This window comes from Flavobacterium sp. C4GT6 (genome assembly GCF_036347315.1).
GTDB lineage: Bacteria > Bacteroidota > Bacteroidia > Flavobacteriales > Flavobacteriaceae > Flavobacterium.
Genome location: NZ_JAZGZU010000004.1, coordinates 76065 through 98394, shown reverse-complemented (window position 1 = coordinate 98394; position 22330 = coordinate 76065). Strand labels below are relative to the sequence as shown.

The window sequence follows — 22330 nt, the reverse complement described above, 5'->3', positions numbered from 1 at the left end:
TTATAACAAATGGGAATTTTTAAGTTTACAGCATATCTTTATCTTGTAGTAGCCGCTTTTTTTGTGTACGATGGTGTTATGAGAATACAGGCAGGTGAGGCACCATATATGTCTTTTGCGATTGTTGCTGTTTGTATTTTTATGTTTTTCTTTAGGAAAAGCCAAATCAAGAAGTTTCAAAACAGAAGGTAAACAGTAAACGCTTATGGAAGCGACAATTATTATAGTATGTCTATTGCTTTCCGCTTTTTTTTCGGGAATGGAGATAGCCTATGTGTCGTCAAATAAAATTTATCTGGGTGTAGAGAGAAAGCAAACTTCGTTTCTCTCCAGGATACTTACCAAACTTACCGAAAAACCGGCACGTTTTATTACCTCTATGTTAGTGGGTAACAGTATTTGTCTTGTGATTTACGGTTACTATATGGGGGGAGTTGTAATGGGGTGGCTTGCTCCAATGCAGTTTTCACTGGCTTCGGCTATATTACTTCAAATAATTATATCGGCTTTTATAATACTTCTTACAGCCGAGTTTATTCCAAAAGTTTTTTTTCAGGTGTATGCCAATAAGTTAATTAAGCTTTTTGCATTACCGGCCTATGCTTTTTACTGTGTCTTTTCGTGGGTTTCAAAATTTGTTATTCATGTGTCTGACTTTATTTTGATAAAAGTATTTCGTACAAGTGGTGATAAACAGCAGGGGTACTTTAGTCGTGGTGAGCTTGGGCATTATATTACTGAACAAATGAATGGTGTGGAAGAGCAGGAAGAGGTGGATTCTGAAATTCAGATATTCCAGAACGCACTTGAGTTTTCTGATCTTAAGGCCAGGGATATCATGACACCACGTACAGAAATTGTAGCGGTAGAGATAAATGATACCGTGCAGGAGCTTAAAGATTTATTTGTGGATACCGGATATTCTAAAATGATAGTGTATCGCGAATCACTGGATAATATCATTGGTTATATACATTCGTTTGAGCTTTTCAAAAAACCGAAAACAGTGGGTCAAATGATGATAGCTGCCGAATATGTTCCGGGTACGATTTATATAAAAGAGCTTTTAAATATACTTACCAAGAAAAGAAAAAGTCTGGCTGTTGTGATAGATGAGTATGGGGGTACATCGGGTATTGTTACTATTGAGGATATTATTGAGGAGCTTTTTGGTGAGATAGAGGATGAGCATGATGATGAAGAAGAGTTAGTAGAAAAAGAGCTGGAAGGAGGAGTTTGCCTTTTCTCTGCAAGGCTTGATGTAGAGTATGTTAACGAAGAATACGGGTTGGAAATTCCAGAGAGTGATTCTTATTCTACACTGGGAGGTTTTGTGGTTTACAATACCAAAGAGATCCCTAAAACCGGGGAGCGTGTAAAGTTTGATCATTTCGAAATTCTTATAGAAATGGCGTCAAATAAGAAGATTGAGCTTATTAAGTTTGTTCCGTTGCAGCAGAAATAAAAAAATTAACATTTTAATCCGAAAATATAACTTAACGACTTTTATTATTAAATAGATAATTGTATTTTCGCCCACTGAAATAAAATTTAACAACATTAAAAATGGCAGTTTTATCAAAAATTAGGGAGCGTTCGCTTATACTGATACTTGTTATTGGCTTTTGTCTTTTCGCTTTTGTGATAGGTGATGTTATCAAAAGCGGCGGGTTTGGAGTTACCAGAAACATAGGTAGTGTTAATGGTACCGATATACCTGTACAGGAATTTTTAGAAAAAGTAAATGAACTGGAAAGCAGACAGCCGGGGATATCTCCAACTCAGGCATCTAATGCAATTTGGAGTCAGGAAGTAGACAGAATCCTTTTTGGTGAAAGATTTGAGCAGGCAGGTTTGAGAGTAGGTAAGGATCATGTTATTAACATGTATGCCCAAAATCCTCAGATAGCTCAAAATCCTCAGTTTCTTAATGCTGCAGGTCAGTTTGACAAAGCTAAGTTCAATGAGTTTCTTGTGAACATGAAAACCACAAATCCTGAAATGTGGAATTCTATGGAAAGAAACACGCCTGCTGTTGAGGCTTCTGCTATGAGGCAAATATATACTGCAATGGTTAAGTCTGGTTATGTAGCAACAAACAATGATGCTAAAGCCAGATATGAGGCAGAAAACAACAAAGTTACTTTTGATTATGTATATGTTCCTTTTTCAACAATCAATGATGATGAGATTACTGTCTCAGATGATGAGGTTATTGCTTACATGAAAAAGAACGAGAAAAAATACAAATCTCAACCTACACGTTCTATCGAGTATGTTAAGATAGAGGATAAAGCTTCTGCTGAAGATGAGCTTGAGATTAGAGAAAGAATAAACTCTCTTCTTAATTCAAGAGTAGAATACAGAGATGGTAAAAACGATACTCTTCCTGGTTTTAAAGATATGAAGCTTGAAGAAGTTCCTGATTTTGTTAATGCAAATTCAGATATCAAATATGATTCTACTTATGTAGTTAAAAATAGTCTTCCAAAAGACCATGCTGATGATATTTTTGATTTGGCTAAAGGTGAGGTTTTTGGTCCTTATGTAGAAGGTGGTTATTATAAAGTAACCAGAATGCTTGATAAAAATGATGGTGGCAATGTTAAAGCAAGTCACATTCTTATTGCATACAAAGGAGCTATGAGAGCTGCTCCAACTGTAGAGCTTACAAAAGAGGAAGCTAAAGCTAAAGCTGATGATTTATTAAAACAAATCAATGCAGACGCATCTAAGTTTGGAGTACTTGCTGCTCAAAACAGTGATGATCCGGGATCTAAAAATAACGGTGGTACTTATGATAATATCACTCCGGGACAAATGGTTCCTGCTTTTGATGAGTTTATCTTTAACAGCCCAGTAGGTAAAACTGCAGTTGTTGAAACTGATTTTGGTTACCACGTTATTAAAGTAGATGCGAAATATGAGGCTGTAAGAATTGCTACTATAGCTTTAGAGATTCGTCCAAGTGATAAGACAGGAGACCAAACTTATGCTAAAGCTTCTCAGTTTGAACTTGATGCTACAGAAAAACCGTTTGAAGAAGTTGCTAAAGCGGCTAATGTAAATGTTGTTAATGTTGCTAAATTACTTCCAAGTGATGAGAGTATTCAGGGATTAGGTGCGCAAAGAGGTATTGTTCTTTGGGCTTTCTCTAAAGATTCTGAAGCTGGAGCTGTTAAGAGATTTGATGTGTCTGACGGATACGTGATTGCAAGACTTAAAGATGTAAACGAATCTGGGTTAATGCCGGTTGAAGAGGCTAGACTTGTTATTGCTCCGATAATCAGAAATGAGAAAAAAGCAGAACAAATAAAAGCAAAAATGACTGGTGATACTCTTGAGGCTGTTTCACAGGCATCGGGTTCAAAAGTTAGTACTGCAGAGAATGTAACAATGGGTTCTGCTATGGTTCCAACGGTTGGTGTTGAGCCAAAAATAGTAGGTTCTGCTTTTGCTCTTGAGGCTGGTAAAACATCAGGTCTTATAGTAGGTAAATCAGGTGTGTTTAAAATTGCTACAAAAACTGTAGAGAAAGCTGCTGAGCTTCCTAACTATAACTCTTATTTAGCAAGAGTTGAAAAACAGGAGAAAACTGCTGCTGCTTCAAGAATAAGCCCTGCTCTTAAAGAGAATGCTGATATCGAAGATAACAGAGTGAAAATATAACTTCACAAACACATATAAATAAAAAATCCCGCTTTAGTAGCGGGATTTTTTATTTATAATATCATGTCTTTGTAAGGTATGATTACAGGATAGCCTTTTTGGTTGAAATAAGTGGTTGTGTTGCTGTTTTTAGATACGGCTAATACAAAGTCACCTCCCCATGCTCCAAGACTCTTTACGCTCCCAGTAAAGTCGGGAAATAGTTCTTCTTTAACTGGAGGTGTTTCCAGTACGTTACTCATTATGGCTGTATGTTTGTCCAGTAATTCCATAAATCGCTCAATGTTATCTGTGCTTAGTAGCTTCTCTGTAATATTGTTTATCTGAGTAACTATAGAGGTTATATTGCTTTTCTTTTCGTTGTAAGCTGCAATCGCACTACGGCTATTTTGTTTTTGGTTTAGGTAAACAAAATAAATATTGTTAGAGAACTCTGGGTTAAAGTTGATATTTTTTACAGTTGGTGTCGGGTTGCCTATGTTGTAAATGATAGGGGTGTTGTTTTGAGCGCAGGCAATATCATATCCGCTACCGCCAAAACTATTTTTTAATAAAATAAAAGCATCAATGGCAAACCACTGTGCAATGTTGTTTATAAGTGTAGATGACGTTCCCAGTCCCCAGTATCTTGGAAAAGTTAATTCTGTAACTACATTAAACCCTTTTGAACCCGATAGTATTTCCGGATTCATACCGTTTGCGGTATGTAGTATTTTTACCAGTGTTTGGGTAACAGGATTGATGCTTTCGGTTTCGCCTTTTTTTATATCGCTGAACGATAATGTATCTTGAAACCATGTGTTTTTATCAGTATCAAAGCTTGTCCATTTAATAAATAGGTCTTCTCCTTTATTTACATGCAGGTACTGACCGTATTTGGTAGGTAGGGCAAAAGCATCTGCGCCATCAAGTACGGTATATTCTCCGGTTATTAAAAGTTTTCCGTTACTATAAAATGTCTGTTTCAATGTTGCTTGCTGTTGCTTTACGTAAATCTTTTATAAAGTCTACCACTGCGGAATGAGTTACGGTATTCTGTTCAAAATGTCTAACGGTTTGTAGCTTTTCACTTTCGTTAGCTTCCAATTGGTTCAGTATGTTCATCAGGTGCATTTTCATGTGGCCCTGCTGAATTCCGGTAGTGGTAAGTGATCGAAGGGCAGCAAAGTTTTGTGCCAGTCCGGCTGCAGCTACAATCTGCATCAGTTCTTTTGCTGTTGGGTTGCCCAGCATCTCCAGTGAAAACTTAACCAATGGGTGTAGTGTTGTAAGTCCGCCTACAGTTCCTAAAGCTAAAGGTACGTCCATCCAGAAAGTGAAAATACCATTTTCTATTTTAGCATGAGACAGGCTACTGTATGTTCCGTTTTTAGACGCATAAGCATGAACTCCGGCTTCAACAGCTCTAAAGTCGTTACCTGTTGCTACAACTACAGCATCAATACCGTTCATTACCCCTTTGTTGTGAGTAACGGCTCTAAAGGGTTCTACTTCGGCTATTTTAACGGCTGTAACAAACTTTTCGGCAAATTCCTGCGGGTCTATGTTGTTTCCTTCGTTTAAATCGGCTACCGGGCATGAAACCTCTGCTCTTACAACGCAGTTAGGAACATAGTTGGAAAGTATGCTCATTACCGTTTCAATATGTTTTTCCTCTTCGGTAAAATCGTTATGTTGTAATGCTTCGGTTTTTAGTGTTTTGGAAAACTGCTCCAGGCAGGAGTTTATAAAGTTGGCTCCCATGCTGTCTTTAGTTTCAAAAGTAGCATGAAGCTGGTAGTAGTTGTCTAACGATTCGGTTTTGTCTCTTAGTTCTATATCTGTAATACCACCACCGCGCTTTTGCATGTTTTTGGTAATACTTTCTGTTTCGCTAAAAAACTTTGTTTTTATTGTGTTGAAAAAGGCTGTTAACTTTTGTTTGTCTCCTTTGTATATAAAGTGAACCTGACCTATTTTTTCGGTACCCAGTATCATAGTTTTAAAACCGCCACGCTGTGCCCAAAATTTTGCTGCTTTTGATGCGGCTGCTACTACCGAACTTTCTTCAATAGCCATTGGGATGGTATATTCCCTTCCGTTGATGTTGAAGTTAGGGCAAACCCCTAACGGAAGATAGAAGTTAGTAATTGTGTTTTCTATAAACTCATCGTGTAGTTTTTGCAGGTTTTCGTCATTGTTCCAGTATTTTTTTAATAGTGAAACAGCCACCGCCGGATTGGTGAAATATTCATTTGCAATCCAGTTAATTTTTTCTTGTTTAGTCAGTTTTGAAAAACCAGCTATAGCCTTGCTCATTTTCAGTGTCTTAAAGTAATTACAGGTTGCAAAGATACATTTTAACGCGTGTAAATACTAAAAAAGTATAGGTGCGATATTGTTAGTAATTATACATGAAAATTTCATTTAACAAAAAAAAGCAGGGTTATCTCATAAAATTTTACTAAAATTGGAAGTTTTTTACCATGTATAGAATGAAAAATATCAAAAAGTCACTTTACTTATTTTTACTGTTAAGCCTGCCGGTTCTCGGTCAGCAAAAAATAACCCTCGAAGAGATTTGTGGCGGAGCATTCAGAACACAAGGAATGTATTCGCGGGAAGCTATGAAAAACACTAACCAGTATACTGTGTTAAACGGTGGTTGGGGTAGTGGACAAATCGATTTGTATGATTTTGCAACACTGGAAAAAGTTAGCACTATTATCAGCTCAAAAGATTTTAGTGAGCTTGATGGTATAGATAGCTATACTTTTAGTCCGGATGAGAAAAAAGTGCTGATAGCAGTTAATTCAGAACAAATTTTCAGGCATTCGTTTACGGCCGATTACTTTATTTATGACATTGCTTCCAAAAAACTGGTAAGACTTAGTGATAATAAAGTTCAGGAGCCTACCTTCTCTGCAGATAATTCTAAAATAGCCTACGGTTACAACAACAACCTGTACGTTTATGATATGGCTACAGGTGCTACAAAACAAATTACTACCGACGGAGTTAGAAATGCTGTGATAAACGGTATTACCGACTGGGTTTATGAAGAGGAATTTGCCTTTGTAAGAGCTTATGACTGGAATGCAGCCGGAGACAAAATTGCTTACATCCGTTTTGATGAAAGCGAAGTGCCGGAATTTTCAATGGATATTTACCAGGGCGGACTTTACCCTCAGCAATATTCGTTTAAATATCCTAAAGCGGGGGAGAACAATTCTAAGGTGTCTCTTCATATTTATGATGTGAAAAATAATACTACGCAAAAAATAGCTTTTGCTAATATTGATGCTTACTATATTCCTAGAATTAAATGGACTAATGATGAGCAAACATTAAGCGTTCAGTTAATCAATAGGCATCAAAATGACCTTAACCTTGTTTTTGTGAACGGAAATTCGGGTAAGGTTACACCGGTACTTCATGAAACAGATAAGGCTTATGTTGATATTACTGATAATCTAACTTTCCTTAACGATAACAGTTTTATATGGACAAGTGAAAAAGATGGGTTTAACCACATTTATCACTATGATAAATCAGGTAAGCTTATCCGTCAGGTAACAAAAGGTGATTGGGAAGTAACAGCTTACTATGGTTTTGATAAAAAAACAGGGAATATTTTTTACCAGTCGGTAGAAAATGGTTCCATTAACCGTGATGTGTACAGGATTGCCTTAACAGGGAAGAACAAAACAAGGCTTACACAAAAAACAGGGACTAACAGTGCTACATTCAGTCCCAACTTCGAATACTTTATTAATAGTTTTTCGAGTGCTCAGGAGCCAACTTCTTATGCTTTATTAAGTGCTAAAAACGGTAAAGAGGTAAAAGAAATAGCTAATAATAATGCTCTTAAGGATAGATTAGCAAATTATAATCTTCCAACAAAAGAATTTACTACCATTAAAACAGATAAAGGGCATGAACTTAATGCATGGGTAATTAAACCAGCAAATTTTGATTCTTCAAAAAAATATCCGCTGTTCATGTATCAATATAGTGGTCCCGGTTCTCAGGAGGTAGCTAACAAGTGGAACAGTTATAATGACTACTGGTTCCTTATGCTGGCACAACAGGGTTATGTTGTAGCCTGTGTTGATGGTAGGGGGACGGGTTTTAAAGGTGCCGACTTTAAAAAAGTAACTTACAAGGAACTTGGAAAGTATGAAGTGGAAGACCAAATTGATGCTGCAAAAGTATTAGGACGCTATGATTATGTAGATGCGTCAAGAATAGGTATATTTGGCTGGAGTTTTGGAGGCTTCATGTCTTCAAACTGTATTTTAAAAGGTAACGATGTCTTTAAAATGGCTATTGCAGTTGCTCCGGTAACTAACTGGCGTCTTTATGACTCAGTATATACCGAGAGATATATGCAAACACCACAGGAAAACGCATCCGGATATGATGATAATTCTCCAATAAGCCATGTAGGCAAGCTGGAAGGTTCTTACCTGCTTATTCATGGTACTGCCGATGATAATGTGCATGTGCAAAACACTATGCTTATGGTAGAGGCTTTGGTTCAGGCTAACAAGCAGTTTGATTGGGCTATTTACCCTGATAAGAATCACGGAATTTATGGAGGGGCGACAAGGCTGCAGCTGTTTACCAAGATGACTAATTTTATAAAAGAAAAACTATAACACAAATTGTTTATGAGCAGTAACAATTCACAACAGGGTCAGCATCCTAAAGGACTATGGTTTTTATTTGCCACAGAAATGTGGGAAAGATTTGGCTACTACCTAATGCTGGGGATTTTTTCCCTATATATGTTAGACGGCTGGAATAATGGAGGGATGGGTTTCTCCCCTGAAAAGAAATCTGATATTTATGGTACTTACCTTGGCTTGGTTTATCTTACTCCTTTTATTGGTGGATTGCTTGCAGATAGGGTTCTTGGTTATAGAAGATCTATAGTTATGGGTGGTCTGTCTATGGCGGCAGGTTATTTTTTACTTTCTGTTCATGATATGACCAGTTTTTACCTTGGACTTTTCTTTATCATCATGGGTAACGGTTTCTTCAAACCGAACATCTCTACTCTTGTAGGTAATTTGTATAGTACAGATGATCTAAAGGATAAAAAAGATTCAGGATATAATATTTTCTATATGGGTATAAATATAGGGGCCTTTGTGTGCAACTTTGTGGCTGCCTATATGAGAATAAACTTTGGTTGGGGATACGCCTTTGCAGCAGCCGGTGTAGGTATGTTGTTAGGGGTTTTAATATTCCTTACGGGAACTAAACATATAAAGCATGTAGATGTTATGAAGCCTCTTGAAGAAGGTGATATGTCTACTTTAAAAATATTAAGCTATACTTTATTACCTATGTTTGGATTTGGTGTTTTAGGATACCTTATTCCTGGTAATATTTTAGGGACAGATACTAACGATGCCTTTATTTTTGGTTGTGTTCCTGTAATAGGGTTCTTTATTTACCTGTGGTTTAAATCATCAGGACTGGAAAAAAGAGCAATAGGAGCACTACTTGCAGTGTTCTCCTGTGTGATTCTTTTCTTTGCCGTTTTCCATCAAAATGGTGATGCATTAACCATTTGGGCTGAAGATTATACTGATAGGGAAATGCCGGAATCTGTAGCTAATATCGCAACTAAATTCGATATGGCTCAAACGGTAGAAAATAATGACATAGTGGAATTGAATGAGGCCGACTTTAATGCTAAGATTGCCGAAATGAGAGCCCAGGAACAGGCAATGCCTGAGACTACTGATGAAGAAACGGAAGCAAAAAAAGCATATGCTAAAGAAATTTCGGGTTATGTGGCTTCGAGAAAATACTTTAGTAACCTGGCAGCAGATAAAGTTCCGGCAAACGGAAAGGATTTAAAGTTGTTCTCTACAGAACTATATCAATCTATCAACCCGTTCTGGGTTGTTTTATTAACTCCTGTACTTGTAGGTGTTTGGGGCTTTTTAAGAAAAAGGAAAAAAGAGCCAAGCACACCAACAAAAATTGCGATAGGTCTTGTTATTACAGCACTGTCTGCACTTGTTATGGTAGGAGCTGTATATGCTACTAACGATTTGAGTATGAAAGCGAGTAGCTGGTGGTTAATAGTTTCTTATGCGGTAATTACTTTAGGAGAACTTTGTTTATCACCAATGGGACTTTCGTTGGTTTCAAAATTAAGTCCGCCAAGGATAACGGCACTTATGATGGGAGGTTTTTTCCTTTCAATATCAGTAGGTAATAAGCTTGCAGGGATGCTTTCCAGTCTTTGGGAAACAATTGAGGAGAAAGAAAACTTTTTCTTCCTTAACTTCGCACTCGTGCTTGGAGCAGCATTAATGTTATTCCTTATGCTAAAATGGCTGAATAAGGTAATGAAAGAAAACAATGTATATTAATTTATAGAATAAATATAAATGTCAACATCAAGAATTGCAACTCTGGAAGAAATTCAGGGTTTTGAAGGAAAGTACCCAAAACAACTATGGGGCTTGTTTTTTTCTGAAATGTGGGAGCGTTTTTGCTTCTACGGCATGAGAGGGGTTTTAACCTATTTTATGATTACCCATCTTATACTGGAAAATGGTGAGCACATGCAGGAAAGTCAGGCTAACTTACAGTATGGTGCTACACAGGCCTTTGTTTATGCCTTTACATTTATAGGAGGTTTGTTTGCCGATAAGATTTTAGGTTTTCGTAAATCACTTTTCTGGGGTGGTATCCTAATGATTATTGGTAGCCTTATTTTGGCATTCGACCCTTTTCCTGAAAAGAATTTCTTTTTAGGGATTAGTTTCACGGTAATCGGTACCGGTTTCTTCAAACCGAATATCTCTACCATGGTAGGGTCGCTTTATAAAAAAGGTGATCCTAGAAGAGATGCAGGTTTCTCGTTATTCTATTCGGGTATTAATATTGGTGCTCTTTTAGGAGGGTACGCATGTATAGCAATAGGTAAGGGGCAGTTATTTACTAGTTTTATCCCTGCCGATAAAACGTGGAATGTAGCTTTCGGTCTTGCAGGTGTTGTAATGACTATTAGTTTAGTGACATTTATTTTTACTCAAAAAACATTAGGTCCTATCGGTCTTTCTCCTTTAAGAAAGAATAACGATACGATTGAAGAAATTCCTGAAATTGATGGGGTTGGTACAGTGCAGCCTGAAGCTACTACAGTAAAAACTAAAGTTAAATCAGGTAAAGCTTGGTATGAGTATGTAGTATACCTAGGTACACTTGCTCTTATTCCTGTTATTATGACCATGGTTGCCAAGACCGAGTATACAGACTGGTTTATGTATATAATAGGACCATGTACATTAATATATCTTATTTATGAAATGACAAAACACTCTTGGGAAGAGAGTAAAAAGCTTATAGCGGCACTTGTATTTATACTGTTCTCTATTGTCTTTTGGGCATTTTTTGAGCAGAGTGGAGGTTCGTTAAGTATTTTCGCGGCTAAAAACCTTAACAATGAAGTGTTAGGCGTATTTACACTTGATCCAAATGGAGTAAATAATGCGGCCAACTCAATATTTGTAATTGTATTTGCGCCAATAGTAGGTCTTATATGGATTGCTATGGCTAAAAAGAAAATAGAACCTAATACAGTTATTAAATTTGGTTTAGGTTTTCTTTTCCTTGCAGGTGGTTTTTATACGTTTTATACTACAAGATTCTTTGAAGTAGTTGCAGGGTCAGGAATTGCAAGCTTAGATGTTTTTGTTTTAGCCTATTTTGTAATTACCTTTGGCGAGCTTTGTTTATCGCCTATTGGTTTATCAATCATGACAAAACTGTCTCCGCAAAGGTTACAGGGTGTAATGATGGGTATGTGGTTCCTGGCAAGCGCATACGGTCAGTATGTGGCAGGTATTCTTGGAGCTGGTCTATCTCAGGCTGGTGAAGGAGATTCACTGCAGCAAAAACTGGTAACTTATACTGAAGGTTATTTACAACTGGCAATCTATGCTGCAATAGCAGGTGTGGTATTAATCGCAATATCACCAATTGTAAGAAAGCTAATGCAGGATGTAAAATAATTAATAAAAAAACTTTTAATGTCTTCACAAGTAGTAAACAACGATTTTTTTAAGTCTAAAGTATTAGGTCATCCGGCAGGATTATTTGTATTATTTTTTACCGAAATGTGGGAAAGGTTCTCATTCTACGGTATGAGGGTTCTTCTTATTAACTTCTTAACCATGGCGGCTATTGGTACGAATCCTGGTTGGGAATGGACTTCTGAGAATGCCGGAGCGCTGTTTGGAACTTATGCAGGATTATTATATTTAACACCTATTGCAGGTGGTATTATAGCCGATAAGCTAACAGGTTATAGATGGGCGGTTGTAATAGGCGCCATCATAATGACCTTGGGACATGCTTCTATGGCTCTCGAGACTGAGTTTTCTTTATATTTAGGTTTAGGGCTTTTGGTTGTTGGAACCGGTTTCTTTAAGCCTAATATGACTTCGATAATATCTGAAATGTATAAAGATCTTCCTGAGAAAAAGGATGGAGCTTATACTATTTTTTATATGGGAGTTAATGCAGGTGCCTTTTTTGGGATGATGCTGTGTGGTTACCTTGCTGAAAAAGTAGGATGGAGCTGGGGCTTTGGTTTGGCAGGTATTTTTATGCTTCTTGGGATGCTGCAGTTTTGGTTGGCAAAACCATTATTCGGTACTATAGGTGATGTGCCTTCTAAAACAACTAAACACGAAGATGCAGAAATCTCTCCAGACGGAAGGATTGAAGATAAAGCTATAAGCAATGAGAGTAAACCTGCTGGAAAATTAAATAATTTTACGCTGGTTGATAAGGTATTAATTGTGATAACTTCATTGATAGGTTTGCTTTATCTTATTGATGATCCAGCATCTAAAATTGGTAATATACACTTATTGCCAGAGCAGTTTATACTGTCAAAAGATATACTTCCGGGCTCAATAGTAATTACTATTATAGGATTACTGTTATTCCTTTACCTTGTTATTTCAAGGATTGTGAGGTATGAAAAAGTTGTGAGAGACAGAATGATTGCTGTAATCGTGTTTGCATTTTTTACAATATTCTTCTGGATGTCGTTTGAGCAGGGAGCTACTTCATTAGTGCTTTTCGCTAGAGATTTTACAGACAGAACGCTTAGCGGTAACTCGGCAATAGCCTTCTTTGTTATTGATACATTATTAACAATTGTGCCTTTACTGCTTATTTCATGGGTACTGTATTTATTATTCAGGAAGACATTTAATAGAATTGGCTTGTCTAATATTATATTAGCATTGAGTTTTATAGGTGTTTGGGGTATTGTTGCATGGAAAATGAATAACGATTTTACTTCTCAGGCTTATCAGATAAAATATCAGGCAATTAAATCAGCTAAATTAAATGAGGAAACAAAGGAGCAGGAAAAAGACGAAAAAGGTGAGCCTGTTTTTGAATATACTCCGGTTACAGAATCTACCGTTTTAAATGGTAATGAGGTTATAACCGATCAATTTGTGGACCTTTCTGATCAGGAAATTAAAAGGGTTAATGATAAAGTTACTCTTCATAGTGAAATAGGTAAGATGATGTATCTTACTAAAGAAAAAGAAGATAAGATTAGAGGTGATTACAAAAAGGCTGGAAGGCCTTCTCTTATAGTACCGGCTACAATTTCTGAAATAAAAGAAAACCATATTGAAATCACCACTTCATGGTTTAGTATACTTAACTCATTCTTTATTATTGTATTTGCATCATTATTCTCTAAATGGTGGGATAGTAAATATAATCCTAGTGCTGCAGTTAAATATGGGCTTGGTTTGATTATTATGGGTGTTGGTTTTGGTATTTTGGCTTATGGTACCCAAATTATCCCACCGGGAGCAGCTGCAGGTAGTGTAAGGGTTAGCTTGGTATGGCTCGTCCTCGCTTATCTGTTCCATACATTGGGAGAGTTATGTTTGTCTCCGGTAGGACTTTCTTATGTGAGTAAGTTGGTACCGGCAAGGATGATTGCATTTATGTTTGGTATGTGGTACCTGGCAATTGCTATAGGAAACAAGCTTGCAGGTACATTAGGAGGACAAATTGAAAACATTACCAAGGAATATTCCTTATCAGTGTTCTTCCTTATATTTACAATAGTTCCTGTTGTGGCTGGTTTGATTGTTATGTCGTTAAACCCAATGCTTAAAAAATTGATGCACGGGGTGAAATAATTTCGGCACTGTTTTTGGAATCCAATCGGAAAAATAAATACTTATGAAAAAAATACTTTTAATACTGTTTGTAGCTTTAGGTACTATAGCTGCACAGGCTCAGGAAATAAAATGGATGTCTATGGATGAGGCACTGGCTGCTCAGAAAAAAGAAGCCAAGCCTATTTTTATGGATGTGTATACTGATTGGTGCGGACCGTGTAAAATACTGGATAAGCACACTTTTCATGACCCTGCAGTAGTAGAGTACATAAGTAAAAATTACTATGCGGTTAAGTTTAATGCCGAAGGTAACTCTGAGGTGAACTATAAAGGTAAAAAATATGCTAACCCTGGTTTTGTAGAGGGACGTAAAGGAAGAAATTCCAATCATGAATTCGCAAAGCTTTTAAGCATAAGGGCATATCCTACCATGATGGTTTTTGATAAAAAAGGGGAGATTATAAACACCATTGTTGGTTTACAAACTCCCGATCAGTTACTAACTGCTTTAAAGGAACAATAAATTAATATCGGTTATTGCCGGCTAATACAATAGCTCATGAAAAAAATACTGTTAACACTTTTTATTGTGCTGGGTTCAATCACCATACAGGCTCAGGAGCTTGAATGGCATACTGATATGAATAAAGCTATGGAGCTTTCACAAAAAAACAAGAAACCTTTATTGTTGTTTTTTACCGGAAGTGACTGGTGCGGTTGGTGTATGCGTTTGCAAAAAGAAGTGCTGAAAACAGATGAATTTGCAAAATGGGCTAATGATAATGTTATCCTTGTAGAGCTTGACTTTCCTAAAAGAACAGCTCAGTCTGCCGAACTTAAGCAACAAAATGCTTCACTGGCAAGATCGTTTGCTGTGCAGGGATATCCTACCGTATGGTTTGTAGATGTGCAAAAGGGTGAAGATAAAAAACCTGTACTGAAACAGCTTGGTAAAACAGGCTATGTTAGAGGCGGAGCTTCAGCTTGGCTTGAAGGTGCTAATGCAATATTAAATCACGGTAAAACACAAAAAAAATAAATTAAAGATATTATCCCTTTTCCCGTTTTGGTGAAAAGGGATTTTTTTAGTGATTAATTATTTATTCAAGTTTATAATATCCTTTTTCTGCAGTAGCATGGAAAAGGATATTTTGTTTATGGCAGGTAGCTTTCCATTGTTGTATTAAATTCCTGTAATTAGTGCCGTCTGCAATAATTGTTTTCGGTTTCATTTCATTAATTACTTTTTCAAGATTTATTTTAGGGGAATGGCTTAGTAGTATTATATCCGGATTCAGGTTTTCGGGATAAATGGTGTTAGGTTCAATAATAGCTATTTTTTGCCCTTTAAACCATAATAATGTGTTGAGTTGGGTAAGTGTGGGTTTGGGATTAAAAGTGGCTGTGAGGTAGGGTTTAATTGTTTTTATAGGATATGCTGTAGTATCGTTGCAGAGAATGGTTAATCTGTTGCAGTCTTTTATACTGATAACTGATTCGTTGTAATTGTTAAATACAATCAGTTCACAGCTGTTCGTTACATGGATTTTATAACCCAAATAGCTTATTTGAAAGAGAAGAAAACAACCTAATACAGCTATTGTGGTTTTAAATGTCTGTTTTTTTAGCCATATACCTAATGTAATCATTACTAATGTCAGGATAATTGAAAACACCAAAGTGAATGTAATTTGTTTAATGTTGAGGCTCTCAAAACCAGCAATCCATTCGGTATAATTGTTAAGGATTTTTATAAGCCATTTTAAGACTATTCCAGATATATGTGCTAGGTGTGGGCTGATAAAGCTGAATAGTAGTGTTAGTATTCCAAAGGTTAATAGTAATCCGGTTAGCGGAACAACAATAATATTGGTAACGACAGATAGTAATGGTACTTGCTTAAAGTAGTAAAGGCATAGCGGGAGGGTACTTATTTGTGCTATTATTGATATAATAGCGATATCTGTAAAGTAGTTTATAACTCGGTATTTGGACAGCTTAATGTTTTTGTATATAGGTCTTAAGGCAATAATAGCTATGACTGCCGTATAGCTTAACTGAAAACCAACATCGAAAAGCTGCTTGGGATTAAACAGGAGTATAAGCAGCATGGATATGGCAACCGAATTCATCATACTACTGTTTCGGTTTAAATATTGACCAATACTTATAAAACTAAACATGATAACAGCCCTGACTACCGACGGTGATAAGCCCGAAAGTATGGCAAAACCCGAAAGTGATAGTAGTAATAATATCAACTTTATTGTTTTGCCTCTTTTTGATAATCTGTCTAACGGTTTTAGTAACAGATTAAGCAGGAAAAATAAAATCGCAATATGCAGCCCTGATATAGCCAGTATGTGTATAGCTCCTGCAGAAGCAAACGTCTCTGTTGTTTCTGTACTCAAGTCCTGCCGTTGTCCCAGTAGTAAAGCCTTTAGTAGAGCAATTTCTTTTGGGTCGAAAGTGTTTTTGTTGAAACTTTCTGTCAGTTTGTTTCTTGTGTAGTCAAGATAATAATTGAAGCTCTTGGTCTGGTCGATGAGTGCATAATTTTTATTCAGGTTTAATTGATGGAAAATATTCTGTTTTTCCATGTAAGCTGCATAATCAAACTGATAAGGGTTGAGAGGTTTGTTTATTTGGTTTGGTGATTCTGTAATGATAAGTTTATCTCCCGGGCTGAATTTTTTATTTTTAGAGCTAATTAATATCCTACCTGTGGTTTTATGGTGATTTACTCTGCTAACTTCAAAATAATATCTTTCGGAAAATTCGGTAGGTTTTAATCGGTGAGTTATAGTGCCTTCAATAATTGCGTTATCGGTTACATAATGCGAGTAATGTAGTTTTTGATTGGGAGCGTTGTGTATAGTGTAAGAAAGTATCCCGAAGCTAAAAGTTAACAGCCATGTACTTATGGAAAAGTAAGGTTTTTGTATTAGTTGTTTTTGGCTTCTCCTGTATATGAATAGTAAAAGCAATAACGCAACGGCTAAAAAATATAAGGCTGAATTTACAGATGGGTTTATGTAATAGCCGGCAATAATGCCTACTGCAAAAAATAATGTTAGTAATGCTATTATCATATCTTTAGGTAAGGTATTGCCCAAAGATAGTAAAAGTTAGTTTTTGTAAAAGGGAGATATTAGTTAAGTATTCTGTTAGCCTGAACGAAACTTTTTGTGTAATATTCTTCACTCATGGAAGATACGGTAACGCCTAAACTAAGTGTTGAATGTATAAAAAGGATTTCGCCGTTTTCTACAGATGTAACCAGCCCTACGTGATTAATAGTTTTTTTGCGACGGTTAGTTTTAAAGAAAAGCAGGTCGCCGGGCTTTACTTCAGATAGTTTAATTTCTTCGCCAACCTTTGCCTGTTCGTAAGAACTTCTGGGTAGGGAAATGTCAAAAATCTTAAAGGTAGTAAAAACAAGTCCTGAGCAGTCCATGCCGTCTTTTGTAGTTCCTCCGGTTCTGTAACGTACGCCTTCAAAATCCATGGCGTTATTTACAATCTGGATTTGGGTATAATTGTCGAAGGTAAAATCAGAAACAAAGCCATAATCATTTTCGTCCAGCTCAATTTCTTTTTTGACAACAGTAACAGGCTGTGTAGTCGGTTCATTTACCGACTCGCTTTTTTTGCGCTTTCTCTTTTTCTTTGATTTTTCAGTGTCGTTACTTTGACTTCCGCTACCGCCTGATGTAATATCAAGGCTTCCGGGTACTTCACTGTAAGAATATAATCCTTTTTCCACAGCCTCTTCCTTAGATGTTATAATCTGTCCCGAAGCTTTCCAGGAAAGCGCCAGTAATAGGAAAACGGATATGGATACTAATTTTTTCAAAAGCTGTTGTTTGGTTACTATTACAGTTGTGCTATACACAAATATAAAAATAAAAATACGGGTTTTATTTTCCTTCGTTCAAATGCTTAATTATTCGTTGAGCTGTTTTTTGGCTTGCACCTTCACCGCCCAGTTTCTGTTCCAGTAAGTCGTAGTCAGTAAGTACTTTCTTCCTGTGTTCAGGATCCAGTATTTTTTGCAGCTCTTTTTTGATGTTCTTACGGTTACATTCTCCCTGTATTAGTTCTTTAACCACTTCACGATCCATAATAAGGTTAACCAGTGAAATGAATTTAAGGGTGATAATACGTTTAGCTATCTGGTAAGATATCCAGCTGCCTTTATAGCATACCACTTCGGGTACTTTAAAGAGTGCTGTTTCGAGAGTAGCGGTGCCCGATGTTACTAAAGCAGCGTGAGCTATGCTCAACAAATCGTATGTTTTATTACTTATAAAATGAACATTACTGTTTTTAAGGAATTGCTGGTAGAACTCGTAATCCTGAGACGGAGCTCCGGCAATTACAAACTGATAGTCGGGAAAATCCTTTACTATAGAAAGCATTTCGCTAAGTAATTTTGAGATTTCCTGCTTACGGCTGCCCGGTAAAAGTGCAATAACAGGTTTATCGTCAAGATTATGTTCTTTTTTAAAACTTTCGGCATCGGTTGGTTTACGATTGTGAATGGCATCAATTAGCGGATGTCCTACAAACTCGACGGCAAACTGATGTTTATTTTCATAAAAATCCTTTTCGAAAGGAAGTATGATATACATGTGGTCTACATCCCTCTTAATGGCTTTAATCCTGTTTTCCTTCCAGGCCCATATTTGTGGGGAAATGTAGTAATGTGTTTTAATACCCAGTTCCTTTGCCCATTTGGCTATGCGCATATTAAAACCGGGGTAGTCTATAAAAATAATCACATCGGGCTTAAAGCCCAGTATGTCTTCCTTGCAAAATTTAATATTACCTAAAATAGTACGTAGGTTGGCTACTACTTCTGCAAATCCCATAAATGCCAGCTCACGGTAATGCTTAACCAGCGTTCCGCCTGCCTGCTGCATAAGGTCACCTCCCCAAAAGCGTATGTTTGCTTCTGGGTCCTGTTTGTGCAGTTCTTTCATAAGGTTCGAACCATGCAGGTCTCCCGAAGCTTCACCGGCTATAATGTAATATTTCATGCTTAGTGTTTATAGGTCAAAAGTACTTAATTTAATCAGCCTTTTTTATACAAATACTGTAATTAAAGTTAAAATAGCCGTAGCAATTATTATGCCCCAGGCCATCATATCTCTTTTTAATCGTAGCAAGAGGAAAAATATAAGCAGGTTAGGTATTGCGCCAATGGTAATTACTTTACCCATTACGCCCTGCGACTTTATTGCAGTGATAGTATCGTTTAGGTTGTTTCCTGTAGTAGATTCCACATATTTTAAATATAAAAATATACCTAATGAGGCAATAGCAAAGCCAATAATTATACCTATGGCTACCTGTATGTATTTACTTATTTTCATTTAATTTCCACGAATTTAATTGTTGTATGGCGTGATGTGCGGTTAGGTCAAACTGAACCGGTACTATGGAGATGTAGCCTTTTTCTAAAGCCCACTCGTCAGTGTCTTCGCCATTATCGAGGTTTACAAATTTTCCGGTTAGCCAGTAATAATCGCGCCCCTGCGGGTTTTGTCTTTTGTCAAACTCCTCCATCCACATTGCTTTTGCCTGTCGGCATATTTTGATACCCTTAATTTCGTTCTCCTTTAGTTTAGGGAAGTTTACATTAAGGATAACACCTTCCGGCAACCCGTTAGCAAGCACCTGTAGGGTTATTTTTTTAATAAAAGATTTAGCAGCTTCAAAGTCGGCGTTCCAGTTGTAATCCACTAATGAAAAACCTATGGCAGGTATACCTTCAATACCAGCTTCTACAGCGGCACTTAGTGTTCCCGAATAAATTACATTTATGGATGAATTGGACCCGTGATTAATGCCCGATACGCATAGATCGGGTTTTCTGTCCAGTATTTCGTTTACGGCAAATTTCACACAGTCTACCGGGGTTCCCGAGCAGCTATATTCGCTGTCAACATCGGGATCAGTGTTTATTTTATTGATAGATAGTGTACTGTTTATGGTTATGGCGTGACCTGTGGCAGATTGTGGACTGTCAGGCGCCACTACCACAACATCACCTATAGTTTTCATTACCGATATTAATGCTCTTATTCCGGGTGCGGAAATACCGTCGTCGTTAGTAACCAGTATTAGCGGTTTTTTCTTCATGCTTTTAGTAAAATCAAAATAAGTATTGTACTTTTACGTTAGCTAAAATAAGCATTTTTGCTTTCGTGCCCTTTATTTTTATTGAAGTTAACTCATGCCGTTTGAATTTTTGGCACGCTTTTTTATACAGATTACATAATGAAAGCTATTTTGGAATTTATGAAAAGAAACTATAAAATACTGATGTTTGTTACCGTACTTGCGGTGGCACTACTTAGTTTTATCCCCGGAAAAAAAGAATCTGACCCAGATAAGGACAAACTTTTACTGGAACTTATAACGTTTGTTATTGAAAAAGGGCATTATGATCCGGCTGCTATTAACGACAATTTCTCTAAAGGAGTATATAAAGATTACATTGAAGGACTTGATCCTTCTAAACGTTTTTTCTTACAGTCAGATATTGATGAGTTTGCTAAATATGAAACTCAGATTGATGATATGATCAATACTCAGGATCTTACCTTTTTTGATCTTACTTACACTAAATTGATTCAGCGATTAAAAGAGTCTGAAGATATTTATAAAGATATATTGGATAAACCTTTTGATTATAGTATTGATGAAACTTTTGATGCCGATTATGAGCATAAGCCATATGCAAAATCTAAAGATGAACTAAAGTTACGTTGGGAAAAACAACTTAAGCTTTCTGTGCTTTCGTCTATAACAGATAAGCAAAAGGTACAGGAGAAAAATCTTGAGACTTACAACAAGAAGTCGGCTGAAGAAAAAGAGAAAGCTGATAAACCTGAAATGAAGTCTTTTGATGAACTTGAAGAAGAGGCTCGCGAATCAAGCCGTAAATCATTAGATCAGTACTTTGAATTTATTGACGATCTTACCCGTGATGAGTGGTTTAGTATATATCTTAACTCTATTGTAGAGAGGTTTGATCCACACACATTCTACTTTGCTCCGGATGATAAGGAGAAATTTGATACCAGTATGAGAGGTTCTATTGAAGGTATTGGTGCCAGACTGCAAAAGAAAAGTGACTATGTAGAGATATCTGAACTTATACCGGGCGGACCTGCCTGGAGAGGGAAAGAACTTGAGCAGGGTGATCTTATTATGAAAGTAGCTCAGGGTGAAGATGAGCCTGTTGATATTGCAGGTATGCGCCTTGACGATGTGGTAAAAAAAATTAAAGGCCCTAAAGGTACAGAGGTTCGACTTACAGTTAAAAAAGTAGACGGTAGTATTGAAGTTATTCCTATAGTGAGAGAGGTAGTAGAGATCGAAGAGACCTATGCTAAATCGAGCGTTGTAGAGAAAGACGGAAAAAAATATGGTATTATTAACCTGCCTAAGTTCTATATTGACTTTGAAAATAAAGATAATCGTGATGCTGCTAAAGATGTAAAGCAGGAAGTTATCAGATTAAGAGAATATGGAGTAGACGGTATTGTTCTTGATTTAAGAAATAACGGTGGTGGTTCACTTAGAACTGTTGTAGATATGACAGGTTTATTTGTGCCTGAAGGACCTGTTGTTCAGGTAAAATCGTCTAACAAGAATAAAGAGGTTTTAGAGGATAAAGGTACTAAAGTAGAGTGGGACGGACCGCTTGTGGTTTTGGTGAACAACTTCTCGGCTTCGGCTTCAGAGATTTTTGCTGCGGCTATTCAGGATTATAACCGTGGACTAATACTAGGTAGCAGGCATACTTATGGTAAAGGCACCGTACAAAATGTAATTGACCTTAACCAATTTGTTAGAGGTAACTCAATGGGAGACCTTGGTGCGCTTAAAACTACTACGCAGAAGTTTTACAGAATTAATGGTGGCTCTACTCAAAGAGAAGGTGTTTACAGTGATATCGTAATGCCGGACAGATATGCTTACCTGCAAATGGGTGAGCGTGATAGCGAAACGGCTATGCCTTGGGATAAAATAGATGCAGCTTCATTTAAGCCATTTAAAAATAACTATGATTTAGTTATTGCTAAAAGTAATGACAGGATTTCTAAAAATGACCAGTTTAAGCTAATTGACGAAAATGCAAAGTGGATTGACGCTAAAAAAGACGACAATCAGTTTGACCTTAATATAGACAAGTTTAAGGCAGAGCTTAAAAAGACCGAGAATATTACCAAGAAGTTTAAAGCCATCTCCGATTACAAAAACGGACTTGAATTTAAACCGCTTCCATACGAACAGGCAATTTTTGATAAAGACCCTGCCTTTGCAGAGAAAAAGGAAATATGGTATGAGAGCCTGGCTAAAGATGTTTATGTTGAAGAAGCAATAAATGTACTTGGTGACATGCAGGATAAATCGGCTAAAACAGCGGTTACCCTTAATAAAAAAGAGAAACCTATTAAAACAAGATAACAGTT

Annotated in this window: 17 protein-coding genes; 10 read left to right on the top strand and 7 right to left on the bottom strand. The window is 36.8% G+C overall.

The annotated features are described in order from the left end of the window. Window positions 1-9: 9 nt before the first annotated feature. From V3Z67_RS06685 to V3Z67_RS06675, 3 genes are all read left to right on the top strand, one after another. On the top strand, window positions 10-192 hold the full coding sequence (locus tag V3Z67_RS06685; RefSeq protein WP_330442576.1) for a hypothetical protein: 183 nt from the start codon (window positions 10-12) through the stop codon (window positions 190-192). 13 nt (window positions 193-205) lie between these two features. Continuing rightward, window positions 206-1465 carry a hemolysin family protein gene (locus V3Z67_RS06680; RefSeq protein WP_330442575.1) on the top strand — a complete coding sequence of 420 codons (1260 nt, stop codon included), beginning with the start codon at window positions 206-208 and terminating at the stop codon, window positions 1463-1465. A gap of 101 nt (window positions 1466-1566) precedes the next feature. Continuing rightward, a complete protein-coding gene (locus V3Z67_RS06675; protein WP_330442574.1) occupies window positions 1567-3669 on the top strand; it encodes a peptidylprolyl isomerase in 2103 nt (700 codons plus the stop codon). 53 nt (window positions 3670-3722) lie between these two features. Here V3Z67_RS06675 and V3Z67_RS06670 read toward each other — a convergent pair whose 3' ends face one another. Further along, complete coding sequence (locus V3Z67_RS06670) at window positions 3723-4637, bottom strand: GYDIA family GHMP kinase (RefSeq protein WP_330442573.1); 915 nt, start codon at window positions 4635-4637, stop codon at window positions 3723-3725. Then, window positions 4618-5967 carry a hydroxymethylglutaryl-CoA reductase, degradative gene (locus V3Z67_RS06665; RefSeq protein ID WP_330442572.1) on the bottom strand — a complete coding sequence of 450 codons (1350 nt, stop codon included), beginning with the start codon at window positions 5965-5967 and terminating at the stop codon, window positions 4618-4620. The genes V3Z67_RS06670 and V3Z67_RS06665 overlap by 20 nt, the downstream gene beginning before the upstream one ends. Window positions 5968-6143: 176 nt before the next feature. Between V3Z67_RS06665 and V3Z67_RS06660 the strand changes: the two genes are divergently transcribed. Genes V3Z67_RS06660 through V3Z67_RS06635 form a run of 6 tightly spaced genes read left to right on the top strand, consistent with a single transcriptional unit; the run spans window position 6144 to window position 14880 of the window. Beyond that, window positions 6144-8309: a S9 family peptidase gene (locus V3Z67_RS06660; protein WP_330442571.1), complete on the top strand. Its 2166-nt coding sequence runs from the start codon at window positions 6144-6146 to the stop codon at window positions 8307-8309. A 12-nt stretch (window positions 8310-8321) separates the two neighbouring features. Next, window positions 8322-10043 (top strand): peptide MFS transporter, encoded by a 1722-nt coding sequence (locus V3Z67_RS06655; RefSeq protein ID WP_330442570.1) that lies wholly within the window; start codon window positions 8322-8324, stop codon window positions 10041-10043. Window positions 10044-10061: 18 nt separating this feature from the next. Further along, complete coding sequence (locus V3Z67_RS06650; protein ID WP_330442569.1) at window positions 10062-11690, top strand: peptide MFS transporter; 1629 nt, start codon at window positions 10062-10064, stop codon at window positions 11688-11690. Window positions 11691-11708: 18 nt separating this feature from the next. Further along, entirely contained in the window at window positions 11709-13859 is a 2151-nt protein-coding gene (locus V3Z67_RS06645; RefSeq protein WP_330442568.1) for a peptide MFS transporter, read from the top strand. 43 nt (window positions 13860-13902) lie between these two features. Further along, window positions 13903-14364: a thioredoxin family protein gene (locus V3Z67_RS06640; protein WP_330442567.1), complete on the top strand. Its 462-nt coding sequence runs from the start codon at window positions 13903-13905 to the stop codon at window positions 14362-14364. 36 nt (window positions 14365-14400) lie between these two features. Next, window positions 14401-14880: a thioredoxin family protein gene (locus tag V3Z67_RS06635; protein ID WP_330442566.1), complete on the top strand. Its 480-nt coding sequence runs from the start codon at window positions 14401-14403 to the stop codon at window positions 14878-14880. 61 nt (window positions 14881-14941) lie between these two features. On the opposite strand, the gene V3Z67_RS06630 is transcribed toward V3Z67_RS06635, so the two are convergent. The 5 genes from V3Z67_RS06630 to surE form a co-directional block, all read right to left on the bottom strand. Then, on the bottom strand, window positions 14942-16933 hold the full coding sequence (locus V3Z67_RS06630) for a ComEC/Rec2 family competence protein (protein ID WP_330442565.1): 1992 nt from the start codon (window positions 16931-16933) through the stop codon (window positions 14942-14944). Between the two features lie 59 nt (window positions 16934-16992). Further along, window positions 16993-17697 carry a C40 family peptidase gene (locus V3Z67_RS06625; RefSeq protein ID WP_330442564.1) on the bottom strand — a complete coding sequence of 235 codons (705 nt, stop codon included), beginning with the start codon at window positions 17695-17697 and terminating at the stop codon, window positions 16993-16995. A gap of 64 nt (window positions 17698-17761) precedes the next feature. Then, on the bottom strand, window positions 17762-18883 hold the full coding sequence (gene lpxB / locus V3Z67_RS06620; RefSeq protein ID WP_330442563.1) for a lipid-A-disaccharide synthase: 1122 nt from the start codon (window positions 18881-18883) through the stop codon (window positions 17762-17764). A gap of 45 nt (window positions 18884-18928) precedes the next feature. Further along, window positions 18929-19219 carry a hypothetical protein gene (locus tag V3Z67_RS06615; protein ID WP_330442562.1) on the bottom strand — a complete coding sequence of 97 codons (291 nt, stop codon included), beginning with the start codon at window positions 19217-19219 and terminating at the stop codon, window positions 18929-18931. Further along, window positions 19206-19988 (bottom strand): 5'/3'-nucleotidase SurE, encoded by a 783-nt coding sequence (gene surE, locus V3Z67_RS06610; protein ID WP_330442561.1) that lies wholly within the window; start codon window positions 19986-19988, stop codon window positions 19206-19208. Before surE ends, V3Z67_RS06615 begins: the two co-directional genes overlap by 14 nt. A gap of 138 nt (window positions 19989-20126) precedes the next feature. Between surE and V3Z67_RS06605 the strand changes: the two genes are divergently transcribed. Beyond that, window positions 20127-22325 (top strand): carboxy terminal-processing peptidase, encoded by a 2199-nt coding sequence (locus tag V3Z67_RS06605; protein WP_330442560.1) that lies wholly within the window; start codon window positions 20127-20129, stop codon window positions 22323-22325. Window positions 22326-22330: the final 5 nt, after the last annotated feature.

What these genes read in the sequence shown, in the direction of transcription:
- lpxB (WP_330442563.1), bottom strand. Translation starts at nt 18,883, where the DNA reads ATGAAATATTACATTATAGCCGGTGAAGCTTCGGGAGACCTGCATGGT.
- V3Z67_RS06645 (WP_330442568.1), top strand. Translation starts at nt 11,709, where the DNA reads ATGTCTTCACAAGTAGTAAACAACGATTTTTTTAAGTCTAAAGTATTA.
- surE (WP_330442561.1), bottom strand. Translation starts at nt 19,988, where the DNA reads ATGAAGAAAAAACCGCTAATACTGGTTACTAACGACGACGGTATTTCC.
- V3Z67_RS06680 (WP_330442575.1), top strand. Translation starts at nt 206, where the DNA reads ATGGAAGCGACAATTATTATAGTATGTCTATTGCTTTCCGCTTTTTTT.
- V3Z67_RS06665 (WP_330442572.1), bottom strand. Translation starts at nt 5,967, where the DNA reads ATGAGCAAGGCTATAGCTGGTTTTTCAAAACTGACTAAACAAGAAAAA.
- V3Z67_RS06630 (WP_330442565.1), bottom strand. Translation starts at nt 16,933, where the DNA reads ATGATAATAGCATTACTAACATTATTTTTTGCAGTAGGCATTATTGCC.
- V3Z67_RS06640 (WP_330442567.1), top strand. Translation starts at nt 13,903, where the DNA reads ATGAAAAAAATACTTTTAATACTGTTTGTAGCTTTAGGTACTATAGCT.
- V3Z67_RS06660 (WP_330442571.1), top strand. Translation starts at nt 6,144, where the DNA reads ATGAAAAATATCAAAAAGTCACTTTACTTATTTTTACTGTTAAGCCTG.
- V3Z67_RS06615 (WP_330442562.1), bottom strand. Translation starts at nt 19,219, where the DNA reads ATGAAAATAAGTAAATACATACAGGTAGCCATAGGTATAATTATTGGC.
- V3Z67_RS06650 (WP_330442569.1), top strand. Translation starts at nt 10,062, where the DNA reads ATGTCAACATCAAGAATTGCAACTCTGGAAGAAATTCAGGGTTTTGAA.
- V3Z67_RS06675 (WP_330442574.1), top strand. Translation starts at nt 1,567, where the DNA reads ATGGCAGTTTTATCAAAAATTAGGGAGCGTTCGCTTATACTGATACTT.
- V3Z67_RS06635 (WP_330442566.1), top strand. Translation starts at nt 14,401, where the DNA reads ATGAAAAAAATACTGTTAACACTTTTTATTGTGCTGGGTTCAATCACC.
- V3Z67_RS06605 (WP_330442560.1), top strand. Translation starts at nt 20,127, where the DNA reads ATGAAAGCTATTTTGGAATTTATGAAAAGAAACTATAAAATACTGATG.
- V3Z67_RS06655 (WP_330442570.1), top strand. Translation starts at nt 8,322, where the DNA reads ATGAGCAGTAACAATTCACAACAGGGTCAGCATCCTAAAGGACTATGG.
- V3Z67_RS06685 (WP_330442576.1), top strand. Translation starts at nt 10, where the DNA reads ATGGGAATTTTTAAGTTTACAGCATATCTTTATCTTGTAGTAGCCGCT.